Source organism: Erythrobacter neustonensis (assembly GCF_001663175.1).
In the GTDB taxonomy this organism is placed as follows: Bacteria; Pseudomonadota; Alphaproteobacteria; order Sphingomonadales; family Sphingomonadaceae; genus Erythrobacter; species Erythrobacter neustonensis.
In genome coordinates this window covers 2,321,823-2,340,286 of the sequence record NZ_CP016033.1, presented here as the reverse complement: position 1 = coordinate 2,340,286, position 18,464 = coordinate 2,321,823, and the positions used below count along the sequence as shown (strand labels likewise).

At 66.3% G+C, this 18,464-nt stretch carries 17 protein-coding genes; 5 read left to right on the top strand and 12 right to left on the bottom strand.

All coding sequences use genetic code 11. The features are described from left to right. Nucleotides 1-91: 91 nt before the first annotated feature. A complete protein-coding gene (locus A9D12_RS10860; protein ID WP_068351766.1) occupies nt 92-493 on the top strand; it encodes a response regulator in 402 nt (133 codons plus the stop codon). Between the two features lie 30 nt (nt 494-523). Here A9D12_RS10860 and A9D12_RS10855 read toward each other — a convergent pair whose 3' ends face one another. The 6 genes from A9D12_RS10855 to plsY all read right to left on the bottom strand — a co-directional run bounded on the left by A9D12_RS10855 (nt 524) and on the right by plsY (nt 7,212). Then, the gene (locus A9D12_RS10855) at nt 524-1,534 is read right to left on the bottom strand and encodes a PAS domain-containing protein (RefSeq protein ID WP_068351764.1); all 1,011 of its coding nucleotides are present in this window, start codon (nt 1,532-1,534) and stop codon (nt 524-526) included. A 115-nt stretch (nt 1,535-1,649) separates the two neighbouring features. Further along, the gene (locus tag A9D12_RS15080; RefSeq protein ID WP_231889606.1) at nt 1,650-2,330 is read right to left on the bottom strand and encodes a response regulator; all 681 of its coding nucleotides are present in this window, start codon (nt 2,328-2,330) and stop codon (nt 1,650-1,652) included. Nucleotide 2,331: 1 nt separating this feature from the next. Further along, the gene (locus A9D12_RS15045) at nt 2,332-2,676 is read right to left on the bottom strand and encodes a hypothetical protein (protein WP_231889605.1); all 345 of its coding nucleotides are present in this window, start codon (nt 2,674-2,676) and stop codon (nt 2,332-2,334) included. Nucleotides 2,677-2,773: 97 nt separating this feature from the next. Then, nucleotides 2,774-5,383, bottom strand: coding sequence for a type I DNA topoisomerase (gene topA / locus A9D12_RS10840; RefSeq protein WP_068351761.1), 2,610 nt, complete (start codon nt 5,381-5,383; stop codon nt 2,774-2,776). A gap of 88 nt (nt 5,384-5,471) precedes the next feature. Beyond that, a complete protein-coding gene (gene dprA, locus A9D12_RS10835) occupies nt 5,472-6,611 on the bottom strand; it encodes a DNA-processing protein DprA (RefSeq protein ID WP_068351759.1) in 1,140 nt (379 codons plus the stop codon). Between the two features lie 16 nt (nt 6,612-6,627). Then, on the bottom strand, nt 6,628-7,212 hold the full coding sequence (gene plsY, locus A9D12_RS10830) for a glycerol-3-phosphate 1-O-acyltransferase PlsY (protein ID WP_068354323.1): 585 nt from the start codon (nt 7,210-7,212) through the stop codon (nt 6,628-6,630). Between the two features lie 111 nt (nt 7,213-7,323). Between plsY and murI the strand changes: the two genes are divergently transcribed. From murI to A9D12_RS10810, 4 genes are all read left to right on the top strand, one after another. Further along, on the top strand, nt 7,324-8,124 hold the full coding sequence (gene murI / locus A9D12_RS10825) for a glutamate racemase (protein WP_068351757.1): 801 nt from the start codon (nt 7,324-7,326) through the stop codon (nt 8,122-8,124). 180 nt (nt 8,125-8,304) lie between these two features. Further along, nucleotides 8,305-9,525, top strand: a complete 1,221-nt coding sequence (hemA, locus tag A9D12_RS10820) for a 5-aminolevulinate synthase (protein WP_068351755.1) — start codon at nt 8,305-8,307, stop codon at nt 9,523-9,525. 105 nt (nt 9,526-9,630) lie between these two features. After that, entirely contained in the window at nt 9,631-10,644 is a 1,014-nt protein-coding gene (locus A9D12_RS10815) for a hypothetical protein (RefSeq protein WP_082925529.1), read from the top strand. 60 nt (nt 10,645-10,704) lie between these two features. After that, a complete protein-coding gene (locus tag A9D12_RS10810; protein WP_068354320.1) occupies nt 10,705-11,397 on the top strand; it encodes a nitroreductase in 693 nt (230 codons plus the stop codon). 36 nt (nt 11,398-11,433) lie between these two features. Here the strand turns inward: A9D12_RS10810 and A9D12_RS10805 are convergent, their stop codons facing one another. From A9D12_RS10805 to A9D12_RS10780, 6 genes are all read right to left on the bottom strand, one after another. Then, nucleotides 11,434-12,630 carry an ABC transporter permease gene (locus A9D12_RS10805; protein WP_068351752.1) on the bottom strand — a complete coding sequence of 399 codons (1,197 nt, stop codon included), beginning with the start codon at nt 12,628-12,630 and terminating at the stop codon, nt 11,434-11,436. After that, nucleotides 12,630-13,358, bottom strand: a complete 729-nt coding sequence (locus A9D12_RS10800; protein WP_068351750.1) for an ABC transporter ATP-binding protein — start codon at nt 13,356-13,358, stop codon at nt 12,630-12,632. Before A9D12_RS10800 ends, A9D12_RS10805 begins: the two co-directional genes overlap by 1 nt. Beyond that, nucleotides 13,355-14,677, bottom strand: coding sequence for an efflux RND transporter periplasmic adaptor subunit (locus A9D12_RS10795; RefSeq protein ID WP_068351749.1), 1,323 nt, complete (start codon nt 14,675-14,677; stop codon nt 13,355-13,357). Before A9D12_RS10795 ends, A9D12_RS10800 begins: the two co-directional genes overlap by 4 nt. Continuing rightward, on the bottom strand, nt 14,674-16,215 hold the full coding sequence (locus A9D12_RS10790; protein ID WP_231889604.1) for an efflux transporter outer membrane subunit: 1,542 nt from the start codon (nt 16,213-16,215) through the stop codon (nt 14,674-14,676). Before A9D12_RS10790 ends, A9D12_RS10795 begins: the two co-directional genes overlap by 4 nt. Before the next feature lie 223 nt (nt 16,216-16,438). Next, a complete protein-coding gene (locus A9D12_RS10785) occupies nt 16,439-17,644 on the bottom strand; it encodes a type III PLP-dependent enzyme domain-containing protein (protein WP_068351747.1) in 1,206 nt (401 codons plus the stop codon). A 218-nt stretch (nt 17,645-17,862) separates the two neighbouring features. After that, complete coding sequence (locus A9D12_RS10780; protein WP_068351746.1) at nt 17,863-18,417, bottom strand: LemA family protein; 555 nt, start codon at nt 18,415-18,417, stop codon at nt 17,863-17,865. Between the last annotated feature and the right edge of the window lie 47 nt (nt 18,418-18,464).

Below are 18,464 nucleotides of genomic sequence, written 5' to 3'. Positions count from 1 at the left end.
ATCTGCAAATGATTGCAAACCGCATCCACGATGGTCCAAAAAATGTCATATCGCGCTGGAACACCCGCGCACAAAATCACTTTTGAGAAGCATGTCAGACCCCATCCTCATTGTCGAAGACGAGTTCTTCATCGCTTTTGAAATGAAGCGCATCCTTGAGCAGCACGGCTACGAGGTGGCAGGGATCGCGGCAGACCGCGAAGGCGCGATGGCGCTCGCCAATCAGGGGATCGCACTGGCGCTGGTCGATCTGAACCTGCGCGACGGGCTGACTGGCCCCGATATCGGTGCGCGGCTTGCGCAGGATCTGGGTGTGACCGTGATCTTCATCACCGCCAACCCGCGCCAGCTGGGCGACGGGGTTGCCGGAACCATCGGCGTGCTGACCAAGCCCGCCGATGCCCAGACGCTGACCGATGCGGTCAGTTTCGCGCTGGAACGCCGCCGCGGACTTGCCAAGGATCCGCCGCAGGCGCTGCGCTGCTTCGGCTGATTTCGCGCCGCCGGGCGCACGCGCCGCAGGTCAGCGGCGCAGGCGTTCCGCCAAAATCCTGATCGTGACCCGCAGACCCTCGGGCAGCCATTCGCGGTCAATCGTTCCGCCCAGCTGTGCGACGATCGCGATTTCCGTGAGCTCGGTGCCGAACCCGATGAAGTCCGGCTTCACGACCGGCGGGCCGCCCGTCTCGATCCATTCGATCGTGACATTGCCATCTTCCGACGACACCACGATCCGCACCTGGCCATCGGACGCCGACAGCGCGCCGTATTTCATCGAATTGGTCGCCAGCTCGTGGAAGGTCAGACCGATCGGCGTCGCGCCGCGATCATCGACGGTCAGCTGCTCGCCCTCAATCGTGATCCGCCCTTCATCGAGCGCGGGATAGGGGCTGAGCAACTGGCGCAGCATTTCGGTCAGCTGCGAGGGGCCGCCATGCGGCGCGCTGTCTTCGCTGTGCGGGCGGGCGTAATCATGCGCGCGGCCCAGCGCGGCGACGCGCGACTGCAGCTGGGTGGCCAGCGTTTCGAGCTGCGGGAACTGGCGCGAGGAAATTCCGATGATCCCGCCGATCACGGCAAAGATGTTCTTGATCCGGTGGCTGAGTTCGCGGCTCAGAACCGCGTTCATCTGTTCGGACTGCTTGTGTTCGTGGATATCGGTGCAGGTGCCCACCCAGCGCACGATCTGCCCCTCTTCCCCGCGCACCGGCAGCGCGCGGCCCAGCGCCCATCGGTATTCGCCGCTGTGATGGCGCAGGCGATATTCGATTTCGTAAGGCTCGCCCGTTGCCAGGCTGCGGCGCCACACTGTCCAGGCGCGTTCCTGATCCTCTGGGTGGAACATGTCGTTCCAGCCCTCGCCATCGGTCGAACCCAAGGGCGCGCCGGTGAATTCGTACCAGCGCGCGTTGTAATAATCGTGCAGGCCGTCGGGCAGCGTCGACCACACCATCTGCGGCATGGCATCGGCCAGCTGGCGGAACGTGATCTGCCCGAGCAGGGGCGAATGGGCTTCTTGAAAGGTTGTCGGCACTGCGTCGCCTTACTGGACAAATGGAGACCACAAGGTCGAACCCTTGCGGTCGCAGAGGCAGCCGAAATTGTCCAGTATCCTATGTTAGGGGTGCGGCGCCCCCGGTCTCTGCCGATCAGCCGCGGTCGAGCCGTTCGAGCTTGGCCTTGAGCGCCGCCTCGTCGAAGGGTTTGACGATGTAATCATCCGCGCCTGCGGCAATGCCATCGTGGATGTCGCGCGCTTCGCCGTTGGACGTGCAGAACACCACCGTCGGCTCCTTGGGCGTCGGGATCGCGCGCAATTTGGTGACGAAGGTGATCCCGTCCATTTCGGGCATGTTCCAATCGGTCAGCACCAGATCGGGCATCGATTTCTTGCACCGGGCAAGCGCCTCTTCGCCGTTCTCGGCTTCGATGGGGGTGTAGCCGAGGCTGATCGCGATCTTGCTCGATACCTTGCGGATCACGCGGCTGTCATCGACGATCAGGCAGGTGCGCTGTGCGGGCGCGGCGTTATCGCGCGCCGGGTAGCGGTCGCGCATCGCCTTGGCCGCCGCGACGATCGCGGCGGTATCATCGCCGTGGTTTGCAGCCGCACCGGGCGCAGCGGGCGCGCCGGCGGGCGGCGTGATTTCGGCGGTCGCGGGTTCGGGTTCGGCGGCTTCGCGCGTCTGCTGCGCAGCGATTTCCTGCGCGGCGGCAGCGATCCCGGCTTCGAGCGCCTTTTCGTTCTGCGCCAGTTTTTCGGCCAGCGTCTTGCCTTCCATCGCGGTGCGGCGGTGGGGACCGGAATTGCGCTTGATAAGATTGTGCATGCTAGCGCCCTCCGCCCATCGCGGCATAGGCCGGCTGATCGAAGCCCTGATCGTAGGCGGGCTGGTCGAAGCCTTGCTGGTGCAGGCCCTGCGCGGCGTAATCGTCCGAGAAGCGATCGGCTTCGATCGTGCCGACCATTTCGCCCGGGGTCACACGGACATGGAGATAGGGCATCCATACATCGCCGAATTCGGCTTTCTGATACCACACGTCGATGACGTCGTAGCTCGCCCACATGCCATCGGGTTCGCGCAGGCGCAGGCCTTCGCCGATCCGCGGCACCGCGGCAAAGCGGATGCGGCTCTGGGATTGGTGGGTTTCGTTCTGGACTTCGATTTCGATCACGGCGCAGCCCTTTGTCTGGCGCCATTTTTAGGGGGCAAATGCTTTATGTTTTGTCAACGCGGACAAGGCGGAGCGGCGTTTTGCGCCGCTCCCGACCTCAGTTCGTCGCAGGCGTGGCCTTCTTTGCCGCGGGCTTCTTGGCGGGCGCCTTCTTGGCCGCCGGTTTTTTTGCCGCCGCCTTCTTTGCCGCAGGCTTCTTGGCGGGCGCTTTCTTGGGAGCGGCCTTCTTTTTCTTGCCCTTGGCCGGGCCTTTCGCCGCGCGCGCATCGATCAGTTCGATCGCGATGGCGAGCGTCACGTCCTCGGGCTTCATGTCGCGCGCGATCGTCGCGTTGGTGGTGCCGTCGGTGACATAGGGGCCATAGCGGCCCGGCATCACCTTGATCTCGCCCCCGCTGGTGGGGTGCGCGCCGAGCGTGGCGATGGGTTCGGACTTGCCGCGCGCCGCGCCGCCGCGGGTGGCGGCCTGCGCGAGGATATCGACCGCGCGGTTCATCCCTACCTCGAAGACCTCGCGGGTATTGGTGAGCCGGCCATACTTGCCGTCATGCCGCAGGTAAGGCCCGTAACGCCCGATATTCGCCTCGATCTCGAGCGCGGTCTCGGGGTGCGCGCCGATGATGCGCGGCAGGCCCAGCAGTTTCACCGCCCAGTCGAGATCAAAATCGTCGAGATCCTTGGGGATGCTCGCGCGCTTGGCTTCCTTGCCCTCGCCCATTTCGACGTAGGGGCCGAACCGCCCGGTCTTGCGCAGAATGTTCTCGCCGGTTTCGGGATGCTGGCCCATGATCCCGTCTTCGGCCCCGTCCCCGCCATCAGCGCCCGGCTGGGCAAAGCGGCGGGTGTATTTGCATTCGGGATAGTTGGCGCAGGCCACGAACGCACCGAACTTGCCGCCGCGCAGCGCCAGCCTGCCGCCATCGCGCCCTTCGGCCGCGCACAGCGGGCAGGCGCGCGGGTCGCTGCCGTCCTCGCGCGGGGGGAACAGGAAATCGGCGAGATATTCGTCGAGCGCCTCGGTCACTTCCGAGGGTAGCTTCTCCATCACCTCGTCGGCCTTGGGCTTGAAATCGCGCCAGAACCGTTCGAGCAGCACCTTGTATTCCTCGCGCCCGTCGGAGACGACATCGAGCTCGTCCTCCATCCCGGCGGTGAAATCATAGGCGACATAGGTCGGGAAGAAGCGTTCGAGAAAAGCGGTCAGGAGACGGCCCGATTCCTCGGCGAAAAAGCGGTTCTTCTCCACCCGCACATAGGCGCGGTCGCGCAGGGTCTGGATGGTCGAGGCATAGGTCGATGGGCGCCCGATGCCGAGTTCCTCCAGCCGCTTGACCAGCGACGCTTCGGAAAAGCGCGGCGGCGGCTGGGTGAAGTGCTGGGTCGCATCGACGCTGCGCTTGGCGGGCAGATCGCCGTTTTTCAGCACGGGCAGCAGACTGCCGTCCTCGTCATCGCTGTCGTCGAAGCTTTCCTGATAGACCGCAAGGAAGCCCGGAAATTTCACCACCTGTCCGGTGGCGCGCAGTTCGTGCTGCCCGGTCGGATCGCGCAGCGTGACCGTGGTGCGTTCGAGCAGCGCGGTCGCCATCTGGCTCGCCATCGCGCGCTTGAAGATGAGGTCGTACAGCTTCGCCTCGTCGCCCGTGCCGGCACGTTCGCGGGTGAAATCGGTCGGACGGATGGCCTCGTGCGCTTCCTGCGCGTTCTTGGCCTTGGTCGAATACATCCGCGGCTTTTCGGGGCGATAGTCGGGGCTGAAGCGCGCCGCGATCGCATCGCGCGCGGCGTGGATCGCGCTCATGTCCATCTGCACGCCGTCGGTCCGCATGTAGGTGATCGCGCCCGCTTCATAGAGGCTCTGCGCCAGCCGCATCGTGTGCTGCGCCGAATAGCCCAGTTTGCGCGCGGCTTCCTGTTGCAGCGTCGAGGTGGTGAACGGCGGCGCGGGGTTGCGCTTGACCGGTTTGGTCTCCACGCCTTCGACAGTGAAACGCCCGGCTTCGACCGCGGCCTTGGCTTCCATGGCGATGCCCTCGGTGCCGAGGCTCAGGCGCTCAAGCTTTTCGCCGCGGAACTTGACGAGGCGCGCATCGAACGCGGTGCCATCGTGCATCAGGCGCGCGACCACGCTCCAGTATTCGTCCGCGCGGAAGGCCTCGATCTCGCGCTCGCGCTCGACGATCAGACGCAGCGCGACCGATTGCACGCGGCCCGCCGATTTTGCGCCCGGCAGCTTGCGCCACAGCACCGGCGACAGGGTGAAGCCGAACAGATAGTCGAGCGCGCGGCGCGCGAGATAGGCATCGATCAGCGGTTGATCGAGGTCACGCGGGCGGGTCATCGCCTCGGTCACCGCCTGCTTGGTGATCGCGTTGAAGGTGACGCGGTCGACCTTGGCGGGCAGGCTTTTCCGCTTCTTCAGCAGCTCCTGCACGTGCCAGCTGATCGCCTCGCCCTCACGATCAGGGTCGGTGGCGAGAACGAGGCGGCTGGCGCCCTTGGCCGCGTCGGCGATTTCCTTGAAGCGGCTCTGCTTGTCGCGGTAGAGTTCCCAGTCCATCGCGAAGTCCTCGTCGGGCTTCACGCTGCCATCCTTGGGCGGCAGATCGCGGACGTGGCCATAGGACGCGAGAACCTTGAAGTCCTTGCCGAGATATTTCTCGATGGTTTTCGCTTTGGCGGGGGATTCGACGATGACGAGCTGCATGGGCTGAAGAAGAGGTCCTTACGTGTACGTGTGCGCGAGGGTGGGCCGCGCCGGGCAAAACCGTCAAGAGGCTTGTCGTGCGCGCCTGCTACACCAAACGCCGCACCATGCCATCCGTCTCGCGCAGCAGATCGCCGGCGAGTTCGAGTTCGAGCAGCGCCATGTGGACATGGCCGGCAGGCGCGCCGGTCTGGCGGATCAGCTCGTCGAGCGCGATCGGGGTGTGGGTGACGAGGCTGGCGAGATCGTGCGACAGATCGGCGCGCGCTTCGCCCCAGTCGAGCGTTGCCAGTTGGGCGTAGTCGAAGTCCTGCGCATCCTCCGCCACCCGGAACCGCGAGCGCGGCGCGCCGGTGAAGCCTTGCAGCAGTTCGGCGACCTCCGACGGCGATTGCACCAGCACCGCGCCGTCGCGGATCAGTTGGTTGCATCCCAGACTGCGCGCATCCAGCGGCGAGCCGGGGATCGCCATCACCTCGCGCCCCGCCTCGCCCGCCAGCCGCGCGGTGATGAGGCTGCCCGATTGCGGCGCGGCCTCGACCACCAGCGTGCCCAGCGCCAGCCCGGCGATGATGCGGTTGCGCGAAGGGAAATGCCGCCCGCGCGGCTCGGTGCCCGGCGGCTGTTCGGCGATCAGCAGGCCGTGGCTCGCTATGCGCTCCTGAAGGTCGGCGTGCTGCGGCGGATAGGCGATGTCGATCCCGCTGGCGATCACGCCGATCGTGCGGGGAAATGCGCCTTCGTGCGCGCCGCCGTCAATCCCGCGCGCCAGCCCCGAGACGACGGTGAAGCCCTCCTCCGCCAGCGCCGCGGCGAAATCGCGGGCGAGTTTGACCGCCGCAGCGCTGGCATTGCGCGCACCGACCAGCGCGACGCAGGGCTGGCTGGCGAGCGCGAGATTGCCGCGGCAGGTAAGGATCGGCGGCGCGCTGGCGATTTCCCCCAGCAGCGCCGGGTAATCGGGTTGGTCGTGAAACACGTAACGCCCGCCGCTGCTGCGCAAAGCGGCGACTTCGCGCTCGATGCTTTGGGCGCTGGCCGGGCGATACGGCCCCCTCCCCCGGCTGGCGAGATCGGGGAGCGCTTCGAGCGCCGCGCCCGCGCTGCCGAACCGCGCGAGCAATTGGCGATAGCTGACCGGCCCGATATTGGGCGAACGCAGCAGGCGAATGCGCGCGAAGGCTTCGGCCTGGTTGAGAGCGGCTGGCTGCGACCCCGTGCTCTCCATCAGATGATGCCCGCGATCATTTGGCGGACGCGCCGACGCGCGGCTCCTCCCCGCGCATCAGCCGGCCGATGTTGGCGCGGTGCTGGACGATGACGATCGCGGCGATCGCCAGCAGCGGGGCGATCACCTGCGGGTAGCCCAGCGCCCATGCCGCGATCGGCGCGGCAATCACGCTGACCAGCGAGGACACGCTCGAAATCCGGCTGAGAAACAGCGTCAGCGCCCAGATCCCTGCGCACAGCAGCATCACCGGCCATGCCAGCGCGGCCAAGGCGCCCGCGGCGCTGGCGAAGCCCTTGCCACCCTTGAAGGCGAGCCAGGGGGTGAAGCAATGCCCTGCCACCGCGGCGACCGCGGCAATGCCCTCCGTGCCGGGCCAGACGGATTTGGCCACCAGCACCGGGATGACGGCCTTCAATGCATCGAGCAGCACGGTTGCCGCGGCCAGCCCCTTGTTGCCGGTGCGCAGCACATTGGTTGCGCCGATCGAACCGCTGCCGATCTGGCGCACATCGCCCAGCCCGGCCGCGCGGGTGAGGATCAATCCGAAGGGGATAGAACCCAGCGCAAAACCCAGAAGTGCGGCAAAAACGACGTCCATCAATTCCCATCCCATCGCGGGCGCTTGCCCGGCCTTTCCACTTCTTCTAGCGCCCGGTAAGGCAAAAGAAAGTCAGGCTGGCCGCATGCCCGCCGTGACACGGAGATTTTTTTGAACGTCGCAGCCTCCTCCCCCATCCTGCTGTTCGATTCCGGGGTCGGCGGGCTGACCGTCTATGATGGCTTGCGCAAGGTGCTGCCGCAGGCGCCGGTGATCTATGCCGCCGATCTTGCCGGCCTGCCCTATGGCACCAAAACCGAAGCGCAGATCGCCGCGCGGGTGGCCGGGTTGCTCGGGCGGATGGCCGAACGCTTCCAGCCGCGGCTCGCCTGCATCGCCTGCAACACCGCCAGCACGATCGCGCTTGGCATGGTGCGCGATGTGCTTGAAATCCCCGTGGTGGGCACAGTGCCCGCGATCAAGCCCGCCGCCGCGCTGACGCGGACCGGCACGATCGGCCTCGTTGGCACCGAAGCGACGATCCGGCAGGCCTATGTCGACGATCTCGAAGCCGCGTTTGCGGGCGGCAAGCGTCTGCTGCGGATCGCTGCGCCGGGTCTGGTGCAGGCCGCCGAAGCCAAACTGCGCGGGCGCGCCGTCGATCCGGCGCTGATCGCGGATGTCCGCGACCGGCTGACCGCGATGGCGGGGGCCGACCGGATCGACACGCTGGTCCTCGCCTGCACGCATTTCCCGCTGCTCGAGGACGAACTGGCCGATGCTTTCGGGCCGGACGTGCGGCAGGTGGACGGCGCGGCGGGCATTGCGCGGCGGATTGCGCATCTGCTCGAAGGGCAGGACTTCGCCCCGCCCGCCGCCAACCGCTTTGTCGTGACCGGCCCGCTGTCAGGCGCTGACGGGCTTGCCGATGCGCTGGCGGCGCGCGGGTTCGGCGCGGCGGAGGTGTTCTGAAATCCGCACCACGCCTTGCGAAACGCTCGCAAAGATCGGCATAGCAAAAGCCTTCCCGCCGCCTTAAATAAGCGCGCAACCAACCGCCCTTTCGGGCGTTATGGCCGGACAACAGATCCACGGCAGGAACCCCGCGCCCGCCCCCACCTAAGGTCGGCCCGCGAGAGGAGCGAGACGGACTTGAACTACGACCAGATCTTCGATTCCGCGATCGACCGGCTGCACGAGGAAGGCCGTTACCGCGTCTTCATCGACATCATGCGCAACAAGGGCGCCTATCCCAATGCGCGCTGTTTTCACGGGCATAACGGCCCCAAGCCGATCACGGTGTGGTGTTCCAACGACTACCTGTGCATGGGCCAGCACGACAAGGTGATCGGCGCGATGGAAGCCGCGCTGCACGATGTCGGCGCAGGCTCGGGCGGCACGCGCAACATCGGCGGCAACACGCACCTCCATGTCGAACTGGAACGCGAGCTCGCCGACCTCCACGGCAAGGACACCGCGCTGCTGTTCACGTCGGGCTATGTCTCGAACGATGCGACATTGTCGACGCTGGCCAAGCTCTTGCCGGGCTGCGTGATTTTCTCGGACGAATTGAACCACGCGAGCATGATCGCCGGCATCCGCAATTCGGGCTGCGAGAAGAAGGTGTTCCGCCACAATGACGTGGCGCACTTGGAAGAACTGCTGGCGAGCGTCAATATCGACACGCCCAAGCTGATCGCCTTCGAAAGCGTCTATTCGATGGACGGCGATGTCGCCCCGATCCACGCGATCTGCGACCTTGCCGAGAAATACAACGCGCTGACCTATATCGACGAAGTTCACGCGGTCGGCATGTATGGCGCGCGCGGCGGCGGGATTTCCGAACGCGACAATGCCGCGCACCGGATCGACATCATCGAAGGCACGCTGGGCAAGGCGTTCGGCGTGATGGGCGGCTATATCGCGGCGAGCACCAAGGTGGTCGATTGCATCCGTTCCTATGCGCCGGGCTTCATCTTCACGACCTCGCTTTCGCCGGTGTTGGTGGCGGGCGTGCTGGCGAGCGTCCGGCACCTGAAAGAGAGCGCGGTCGAGCGCAACGCGCAGCAACGCGCCGCCGCGATGCTCAAGCTGAAATTCGCCGAAAACGGCCTGCCGGTGATGGATTCGGTCACCCACATCGTGCCCCTGATGGTGGGCGATCCGGTGCGCGCCAAGAAGATCAGCGACATCCTGCTCGCCGAATACGGCGTCTATGTGCAGCCGATCAACTTCCCCACCGTGCCGCGCGGGACCGAGCGCCTGCGCTTCACGCCGGGGCCGCACCACACCGAGGCGATGATGGACGAGTTGACCGCGGCGCTGGTGGAAATCTGGGATCGGCTCGATCTCGGGCTGGCCGAGGCGGCATGAGCACTTCCGCCCCGCATAAAGTGCCCAGCCTGCGAATAGGGGTTGTCCCTTAGTTGCGCGCCATTAGAATCTCCCTCGGCAACATATTCTCGGGGGAGATTCTTGATGATCGGACGTTTTCTGACGAGCGCGGCTCTCGCACTGGCGCTTGCATCATGCGGCGGCGGCGACAGCGGCGGCTCCCCGCCTCCCACCGGCGGCGGCCCCACTCCAACCCCCACACCAACGCCGACACCCACTCCCACTCCTACGCCAACGCCGACCTATTCGACGTTCGCGCAGCTCACCGGCGATCAGCAGTTCTCCAGCGCCTGTGCCGGCACAACCGACCAGTTCGGCAACTTTGGCATCATGCCCGATGTCGGTTTCATCCGGTCGAGCACCTTCCCGCTGGCGATCGACCACGATTTCCAGGCGGCCACCAACAGTTGGCGCATAGCCAGCCGGTCGCAAGATGGTGTCGATTATGCGCTGGTCTTCGGCCCAGGCGATGTCGTCACCACCGCGCAGCCCAACACGGTTGCCTATCGCCAGGTCGGGGCCAACGGGTTCGGCAACCGGTTTGCGATCACCCAGCCAACAATCGGCACGACCAACGCCGAATATCTGCGCTCGACGCGTGTTCTGACCCGCCCGGGCACGCTGACCACCAACGCATTCTGCATCATCGGGGTGCCCACGCGGCTCAACGATCGTCCGGCGACACCGATTTCCTATACGCAGTTCACTTATGCCGGAACCGTGTTCATCACCGACCGCACGCTTGGCACCCGGCGGCAGTTTGATATCAGCGAGAGCACCGCGTCAATCTCCGCAAACCCCACCACCGGCGCAGTCAACGTCAGCCTGACGATCATCGGGCGCGAATTCCTCGCCGGCGGTGCGCTGGCACCGACCACCACCCCGCTGGGCACTTATGCCGGACAGTCGGGCATTGACGGCACCCAGCAGACCTTCGCGGCACCGCTCAACCGGCAGCCCGACGGGTCGGTCGGCGGCGGCTTTTCCGGCTGGTTCTTCGGGCCGCAAGGACGCGAAGCCGGGCTCGCCTTCAGCTTCCGCATCGTCGACGGTAATGACGATATTGTCATTGGCGGATCGCTCGCCGCGCGGCGCTGACCCCTTTGCATCCCATCTCCCTTGCGCTAGCCGATGCGGCAAAATGCAAGGGAGAGCATGATGAGCGGAACGCCTGACCAGACTTATGCCGAAGTGGTGACCGGGCGGCGCTCGATCCGCGGCTATCTCGCACGTGAGGTGCCGCGTGCGCTGATCGAGGAAATCCTCCAGATGGCGATGCGCTCGCCCTCGTCGATGAACACGCAGCCCTATCATTTCCACGTCATCAGCGGCGAGCCGCTGGACCGGATCCGCAAGGGCAACACCGAGCGGATTCTGGCGGGCGAACCCGACAGCCGCGAATTCCGCAAGGGTCAGCCGTTTCAGGGTGTCCACCGCGACCGGCAGGTCGGCTGCGCGATCCAGCTGTTCGAAGCAATGGGGATCGCCCGCGACGACAAGGACGCGCGGCAGGACTGGGTGCTGCGCGGTTTCCGCCAGTTCGATGCGCCCGTCTGCGTGATCATCACCTACGACAGGGAGCTGGGCGATGCCGACGATACGGTGTTCGATTGCGGCGCGGTCACCACCGCGCTGGTCAATGCGGCGTGGAGCAAGGGGCTGGGCTGCGTCATCAATTCGCAAGGGATCATGCAGAGCCCGGTGGTGCGCGAACACGCCGGCATCCCCGATGATCAGGTGATCATGAAAGCCGTCGCGATGGGCTGGCCCGATCCCGACTTTCCGGCGAACCCTGTCACCATCACGCGCCGCGATGTGAGCGAGGCCGCGCGCTTCGTCGGTTTCGACTAGACGCGAACGCGGGGCCGCGCGCGCCGGGCGGCCCCGCTATTCGTGGCGCAGCGCGTCGATCGGGTCGAGCTTCGAAGCGCGGCTGGCGGGGTAGTATCCGAACACGATCCCCATGCCTGCGGCAAACACGAAGCTTACCACGTTGATCACCGGATCGAAGGTGAACGGCACATCGATCGCCGTCGCCAGCCCGAGGGACGCGACAAAGCCCAGCGCGATGCCCGCAAGTCCGCCCAGCGCGCACAGCACCACCGCTTCGGTCAGGAATTGCAGCCGCACCTCGCGCGCCAAGGCGCCGATCGCGAGTCGGATGCCGATCTCGCGGGTGCGTTCGGTGACGCTGACCAGCATGATGTTCATGATCCCGATCCCGCCGACCAGCAGGCTGATCGAGGCGATGATCGCCACCATCGCGGTCAGCGCCCCGGTCGCCGCGCCCAGTGCCTGATTGACCTGGGCTGTGTCGATCACGTTGAAGTCGTTGGGCTCCGCGCCCTGCAACAAGCGGCGTTCGCGCAGCAGCGCGACCAGCGAATCCTGGATCGTCCTGGCTTCGTAGGCCGGATCGTATTTGACCACGAAGAAATCGAGCTTGTCGTTGCCCTTGAAGCGGCGCTGCACGGTTTTGAGCGGCATGTAGACCGTATCGTCGTCATCCGCGCCGCCGCCGCCCTGCCCGCGTTCCTCCATCACGCCGATCACGTCGCACGAGACATCGTCCAGCCGCATCCGCGCGCCCACGGGGCTGGTGCCGGCGGGGAAGATCGCATCGCGCACCTTGAGGCCGAGCAGGCAGACCGCGTTGCCTGCTTCCTGTTCCTGCGCGGTGAACAGGCGGCCTTCGGACAGCGTGATCGACTGCGCTTCGAGCAGGTCGTTGTTGCCGCCCTGCACGCGCGTGTCCCAATCCTGCCCATTGTAAAACGCGGTCACGCTGGCCCCGACATTGCCCGCCGCGATATCGACGCCCGCGATCTGCTGCGAGACCGCGCGGACATCCGCCTCGTCGAATGGACGCGGCGCGCCGCGTGTGGTGCGCACCGGAAAGATGATGAAATTGCTCGCCCCCAATGCCGATATCTGGCCTTGTACCTTGGCGGTCACCCCGTTGCCCACCGTCACCATCGTCACCACCGCGGCCACCCCGATGATGATCCCCAGCGTCGTCAGGATCGAACGCAGGATATGCCGACGGATCTCGCGCAGCGCGAGCAGGATCGTGGTGCCGAGCATCAGGCGCGGCCCTCAGCCATGGCAGTGGCGCCGCGGTCGATCCGTTCGACCAGCCCGTCGCGGAAGCGCACGATCGTGCCGGCAAAGGCCGCCATGTCTTCCTCGTGGGTGACCATGAGGATCGTGATCCCCTCCCCGTTCAGCCGCCGCAGCAATTCCATGATCTCGACCGAGCGTTCGCTGTCGAGATTGCCGGTGGGCTCGTCGGCGAGCAGCACGTCGGGCTGCGTCACCAGCGCGCGCGCGATCGCGACACGCTGCTGCTGCCCGCCCGAAAGTTCGGCGGGCGTGTGATCGGCCCAGGGCGCCAGCCCCACCTGATCGAGCGCGCGCATCGCCGCCTCGCGCCGCGCAGCCTTGCTTGTCCCCCGATAGACCAGCGGCAGTTCGACGTTCTCCAGCGCGGTCGTGCGCGCGAGCAGGTTGAACCCCTGAAAGACGAAGCCGAGATAGCGACGCCGCAGAAGGCTCCGCTGATCGCGGTCGAGTTTCTGCACCTCCACCCCGCGAAACCGGAACACGCCTCCGCTGGGCACATCAAGGCAGCCGAGGATGTTCATCGTGGTCGATTTGCCCGAGCCCGAAGGCCCCATCACCGCGACAAATTCGCCGCGATTGATGGTGAGGTCGACGCCCTTCAGCGCCTGAAACGCCGCCGCCCCGCTGCCGAAGGTCTTGGTGATCCCTTCAAGCTGGATCAGCGGGTCTGCGGGCGCGGCTGGGGTCACTTTGTTTCTGCTTTCACGCCGGTGACGACCTTCATTCCGGGCTTCAATGCGCTCGAGCGGACCACGGTGCGCCGCCCGTCGCTGCGGCCAGTAATTACTTCGACCGCTTTCAGGCTGCCGTCGGCCTGCACCACCTGCACCTGCTGGCGGCTGCCTTCGCCGATGGTGGCTTGCTGTTTCTGATCGTCGAGCCCCCACTGCGGCCGGAACACCCCGCCTTCCTCCTCACCCTTGGCTTCGGGTTTGAACCGCAGCGCGGCGTTGGGGACCAGCAGCGCAGAGCCGGTGTTCTGCGTGGCGATGGTGGCGGTTGCGGTCATCCCCGGGCGCAGGAGGCCTTCGGTGTTGCGCACGATCAGCCGCGCTTCGTAGCTGACCACCGATCCGCCCGCGCCTGCAGCGGCTGCCGCGCCGCTCGCGCCGGTGCTGCCTTCGACCGTGCTGCGCGAGGCAAGATCGACGCGTTGCAGCGTCGCGGGGAAACGCTTGCCCGGATAGGCATCGACCGTGAAGGTCGCCTGCTGCCCTGCGGCGACCTGCCCCACGTCCGCTTCGTCGACCCCGACGCGCAGCTGCATTTCGGACAGGTCTTCGGCAATCACGAACAGCGTGACGGTGTTGAAAGCGGCGACCACGGTCTGCCCCGGTTCGATCCGGCGGGCGAGCACCACGCCGTTGACGGGCGAGCGGATCACCGCACGCGAGCGCGTGGTGAGGTTGCCGTTCAAAATCGCCTGCGCCGCGTCGATATTGGCGCGCGCCGATGCAACCGCGGCCTTGTCCCGCTCGACCGCGGCTTTCGCCTGATCGAGCTCGATCTGCGAAGGCACGCGCCCGCCCGACAGGCGGCGCACGTCCTCAAGCCGGGCAAGCTGCACCCGGTCGATATCGAGCGTCGCCTGCGCCTGCGCCGCCGCGGCGCGTGCGGCGTTGGTGTTGGCGCGCGCCTGCGCGATCTGCTGGTCGATGATCTCGGTGTTGATCACCGCGATCACCTGACCCCTGGTGACGCGGTCGTTGACGTCGACCAGCACCTCGTCGATCGGGCCGGTGACCTCGGCGCCGACCTCGATCTGGTTGGTGGGGCGCAGATTGCCCGTCGCGGTGACCGACAGCGACAGCGATTCGCGAGTCACCGGCTCGGTCACATATTCGGGCGGCGGCGCATCAGCCGTGCAGCGCGCGATCAGAAGCGCGAGCAGCACAAGACCGATGCCGGGCAGCCAGTATTTCATCGTCCGGCGCCAGCGGGGCACAGGCTTGGTGCCCAGAAATTCGTCGACGCTCGGCTGATCGGCAGGGGTCGCGGTGTCATTCACTGGGTCGGCTCCTTCGCCGCAGATTGTTCAATTCCCGCGCCGTCCGGCACTTGCCAGCCGCCGCCCATCGCGCGCGCCAGCGTGATGAAGGCGACCGCACGCGCGCCTTGCGCATTGGCGAGCGCGGTGCGCGCGGACAGAAGCTGGCTTTCGCTCACCAGCAGCCGCTGGAAATCGATCAGCCCCGCCTGATACTGGCTGCGCGCGAGGATCGCGGCATTCTGCGCGCCTTCGCTTGCTTCGGTCAGTTCAGCGACCTGCTCGGCGCTGGCGTCGAGATCGACGCTGGCGCTCTCGACCTCCTCAAGCGCGGTTAGGATCGCCTGTCGCCACACGGCAAGCGAGCCATCGGCGTTGGCGCGCGCGCCCCCGATCTGGCTGCGCGCCCGCCCGCCATCGAAGATCAGTTGCGAAATTCCGGCAAAGATATTGCCCGTGACGAGGTCGAGCAGATCGCCCGGACTGACCGCGCTGGTGCCGATCGAACCCGACAGGCGGGCAAGCGGCAGCAACTGCGTGCGCGCCACGCCGACGCGCTGCAGATCCGCCGCCAGCCGCGCTTCGGCCCCCGCCACATCGGGACGGCGGCGCAGCGTATCGGCGGGTGCCTCCAGCGCCACGCCGGCCGGCGGCGCGGGAATTGCGCGCGTGCCGCCTTCGAGCGCGCGGTATACCGCGCCCGGCGGCTCTCCGATGAGCGTCGAAATCGCATTGGCGGTCGCCGCGAGGCTGCTCTCGAGCTGCGGGATCGAGGCCGCGGTCTGCGCGCGCTGGGTGCGCGCCTGTTCGACATCGAGGCTGCTCACCAGCCCCGCCTGATTGCGCCAGCGGGCGATCTGGAGATTGTCGTCCTGCACCGCCAGCGTCTCGCGCGCGATCGCTAGCTGCGCGGCCAGCGTGCGCGCGTTGACCGTCTGCGCCGCGACCGTGGCGACGATCGCCCGCTCGACATCGGCAAGCGAATAGCCTGCCGCAGCCAGATCGCCCCGCGCCGCGCCGATCGAGGCATCGATCCGGCCGAACAGGTCCGCTTCCCACGATGCGTCCGCGCCTGCGCTGAACACGACATCATCTTGCGCCAGATCGCCGACATCGCGCCGCGCGCCGCCGCTGGCGGTGATCGTCGGCACGCGGTCGGCGCGCGCCTGCCGCAAGCCCGCACGCGCCAGCCGCAACCGCGCCGCGCCTTGCGCAAGATCGAGGTTTTCGCTGCGCGCGCGCGCGACAAATTGGTCGACCAGCGGATCGCCCAGCATGGTCCAATAGGTGCCGAGCGGGATCGCAGTCCGGCCCGGTTCGGCCAGCACCCAGCGTTCGGGCACGCTCTGCACGCTCGCGATGTCGGGCATGGCGGGCGCAAGGCTGGTGCAGCCAGCCACCACTGCCGCCAGCAGCATCGCTGCCGCGCTGCGCGAATGGGGCAACGGATCGGGGCGCAAAGTGCCCGGCCGCGTCACGAATGCGTCTGCCGTGTGGTGCCTGTCATGGCGGTGCTCCCCGATCATCTCCCCCCCCGCCCGTGCGCTGTTGCGCTGCATGCGGGTCGCCCTCTACCTCGCTGCAAAATCGGCAAAGCGGTGCAAGATCAGGCAAATGCTATCAGTGATGCGACAGGGCGACAACGGCGCTTCATCGCTGCACGTCATAGACTTGTCGACAACTCGAGCGCGCCGCGGGCCGACAACACGAAACGGCGCGGCAAGCCCGAAAGCCTGCCGCGCCGCAATGTCTCGTCCTGCCCGATCGACCAGGCCGCAAGGATCAGCGCAAGCTGACCACGTTGTCGGTCGCCTCGCGCACGCGGGTGCCGTTGAACAGGCTCATCATCGGCTCGTCCTCGACCGTGACGACAAGCGCATTGCCATAGCCGTTGAACCCGGTCTTCATCGCTGCGCCATAGGCACCGAGCATCCCGACCTCGATATAGTCGCCTGCCTGGATATCGGCGGGCAGCTTGAAGGGGCCCTTCATGTAATCGGCATCGTCGCACGTAGGCCCGTAGAAGGCGAAGTCCGCATCTTCCTCGATCAGGTCGTCTTCGAGCGCGCGCACCGGGAAGCGCCATTCGACATGCGCCGCATCATACAGCGCGCCATAGGCGCCGTCGTTGATGTAGAGCTCTTCGCCGCGGCGCTTGTTCACCTGCACGATCATCGAGGAATACTCGGCCGACAGCGCGCGGCCGGGTTCGCACCACAGTTCGGCGTTGTAGGCGATCGGCAGGGCTTCGAAATGCTTGGCGATGATCGCGAAGTAATCTTCCATCGGCGGCGGTTCGAGACCGGGATAGGCGCTCGGGAAGCCCCCGCCGACATCGATCATGTCGATCACGACCGATGCCTCGGCGATGGCCGCACGGGTGCGGTCCAAGGCCTGGACATAGGCGAAGGGGGTCATCGCCTGGCTGCCGACATGGAAGCACACGCCCAGCCAGTCGCAATGCTGGCGTGCTTCCTGAAGCAGCTTGGGCGCTTCGATCAGGTCGCAGCCGAACTTGCTCGCAAGGCTGAGTTCCGAATATTCGCTCGACACGCGCAGGCGCACGCACAGCCGCAGGTCGCGCGGCGCTTCGCCGGTGGCGGGATCGGTGCAGGCCGCGACGATCTTCTCAAGCTCTTCGACGGTGTCGAGGCTGAAGGTGCGCACGCCGTGATCGAAATAGGCCTCGCGGATCGCCGCCGGGGTCTTGACGGGATGCATGAAGCACAGGACCGCGTGCGGAAGGATGCCGCGCACCAGCCGCACTTCGGTGATCGAGGCCACATCATAATGCGTCACGCCCGCATCCCACAGCACTTCGATCAGATCGGGCGCGGGATTCGCCTTGACCGCATAGAGCACCTTGCCCGGAAACTTCTCGACGAAGAAACGGGCGGCGCGCCGCGCGGCGTGCGGGCGGTTCAGGATGACGGGTTCGTCCGGCGAAAGGGCGCGAACTACAGCCGATGCGTCAGGATAAATGTGCAACTCAAGGGACCCCCGAAACGGTTTTTCAAAAAACCATAAAACGACAAGCTGCCTTGCGGTTAGGAAGTCCCCTTGGGGCAGCGGGAAGCGGGCAAATAGGGCCTGGGGGGGGAATGCAATCGAAAAATGCCCCCCGCTGCGCCCGGATGTGACTTTTCCGCGACACGAATGCAAAACCATCGGAAATACCGCGAAAATTCGGGCGCCCTCGCGCGCGGTCAGAAGCCGACGCGCGGGACCTGATCGACGCGGCCCTGCTCGCTTTCATCCAGCCGGTGGAAGTCGGCAGGCGCGAATCCGAGCGCATCGGCAAACAGCACCGCGGGGAAGGATTCGCGCGCGCCGTTGTATCGGGCAGCGGCGGCATTGAGCGCGCGGCGCGCGGCAGCCAGCTTGTCCTCGACATCGGCAAGCTCGTGCTGAAGCGCCTGGAAATTGGCCGATGCCTTCAAGTCGGGATAGGCTTCGCCCAGCGCGATCAGATTGCCCAGCGCAGCGGCAAGCCGGCGCTCGCCATCCGGATCGGGGGTGCCGGTGGCGGCAGCGTTGCGTCCGCGGATCACCGCATCCAGCGTCGCCTGTTCGTGCCCGGCATAGCCTTTGACGGTCTCGACCAGATTGGGGACGAGATCGTGGCGCTGGCGCAGCTGCGCATCGATATCCGCCGTCCCCTGCCGCACCTGCTGGCGCAGCCCGACCAGCCGGTTGTAGATCGCAATCACCGCCAGCAGCAGCACCACCACGATCGCCCCAAGCACCCACACCATATTCATCCCCCTTTGCCTCACCCGCGTAAATGTGCTGACACTGGTTAAAGAAT

Coding starts and splice junctions, on each gene's coding strand:
- A9D12_RS10780 (WP_068351746.1), bottom strand. CDS start 18,417: ATGAATATGGTGTGGGTGCTTGGGGCGATCGTGGTGGTGCTGCTGCTG.
- A9D12_RS15080 (WP_231889606.1), bottom strand. CDS start 2,330: ATGCACAATCTTATCAAGCGCAATTCCGGTCCCCACCGCCGCACCGCG.
- A9D12_RS10790 (WP_231889604.1), bottom strand. CDS start 16,215: ATGCAGCGCAACAGCGCACGGGCGGGGGGGGAGATGATCGGGGAGCAC.
- plsY (WP_068354323.1), bottom strand. CDS start 7,212: ATGGACGTCGTTTTTGCCGCACTTCTGGGTTTTGCGCTGGGTTCTATC.
- A9D12_RS10805 (WP_068351752.1), bottom strand. CDS start 12,630: ATGCTCGGCACCACGATCCTGCTCGCGCTGCGCGAGATCCGTCGGCAT.
- dprA (WP_068351759.1), bottom strand. CDS start 6,611: ATGGAGAGCACGGGGTCGCAGCCAGCCGCTCTCAACCAGGCCGAAGCC.
- A9D12_RS10815 (WP_082925529.1), top strand. CDS start 9,631: ATGATCGGACGTTTTCTGACGAGCGCGGCTCTCGCACTGGCGCTTGCA.
- A9D12_RS10860 (WP_068351766.1), top strand. CDS start 92: ATGTCAGACCCCATCCTCATTGTCGAAGACGAGTTCTTCATCGCTTTT.
- A9D12_RS10810 (WP_068354320.1), top strand. CDS start 10,705: ATGAGCGGAACGCCTGACCAGACTTATGCCGAAGTGGTGACCGGGCGG.
- topA (WP_068351761.1), bottom strand. CDS start 5,383: ATGCAGCTCGTCATCGTCGAATCCCCCGCCAAAGCGAAAACCATCGAG.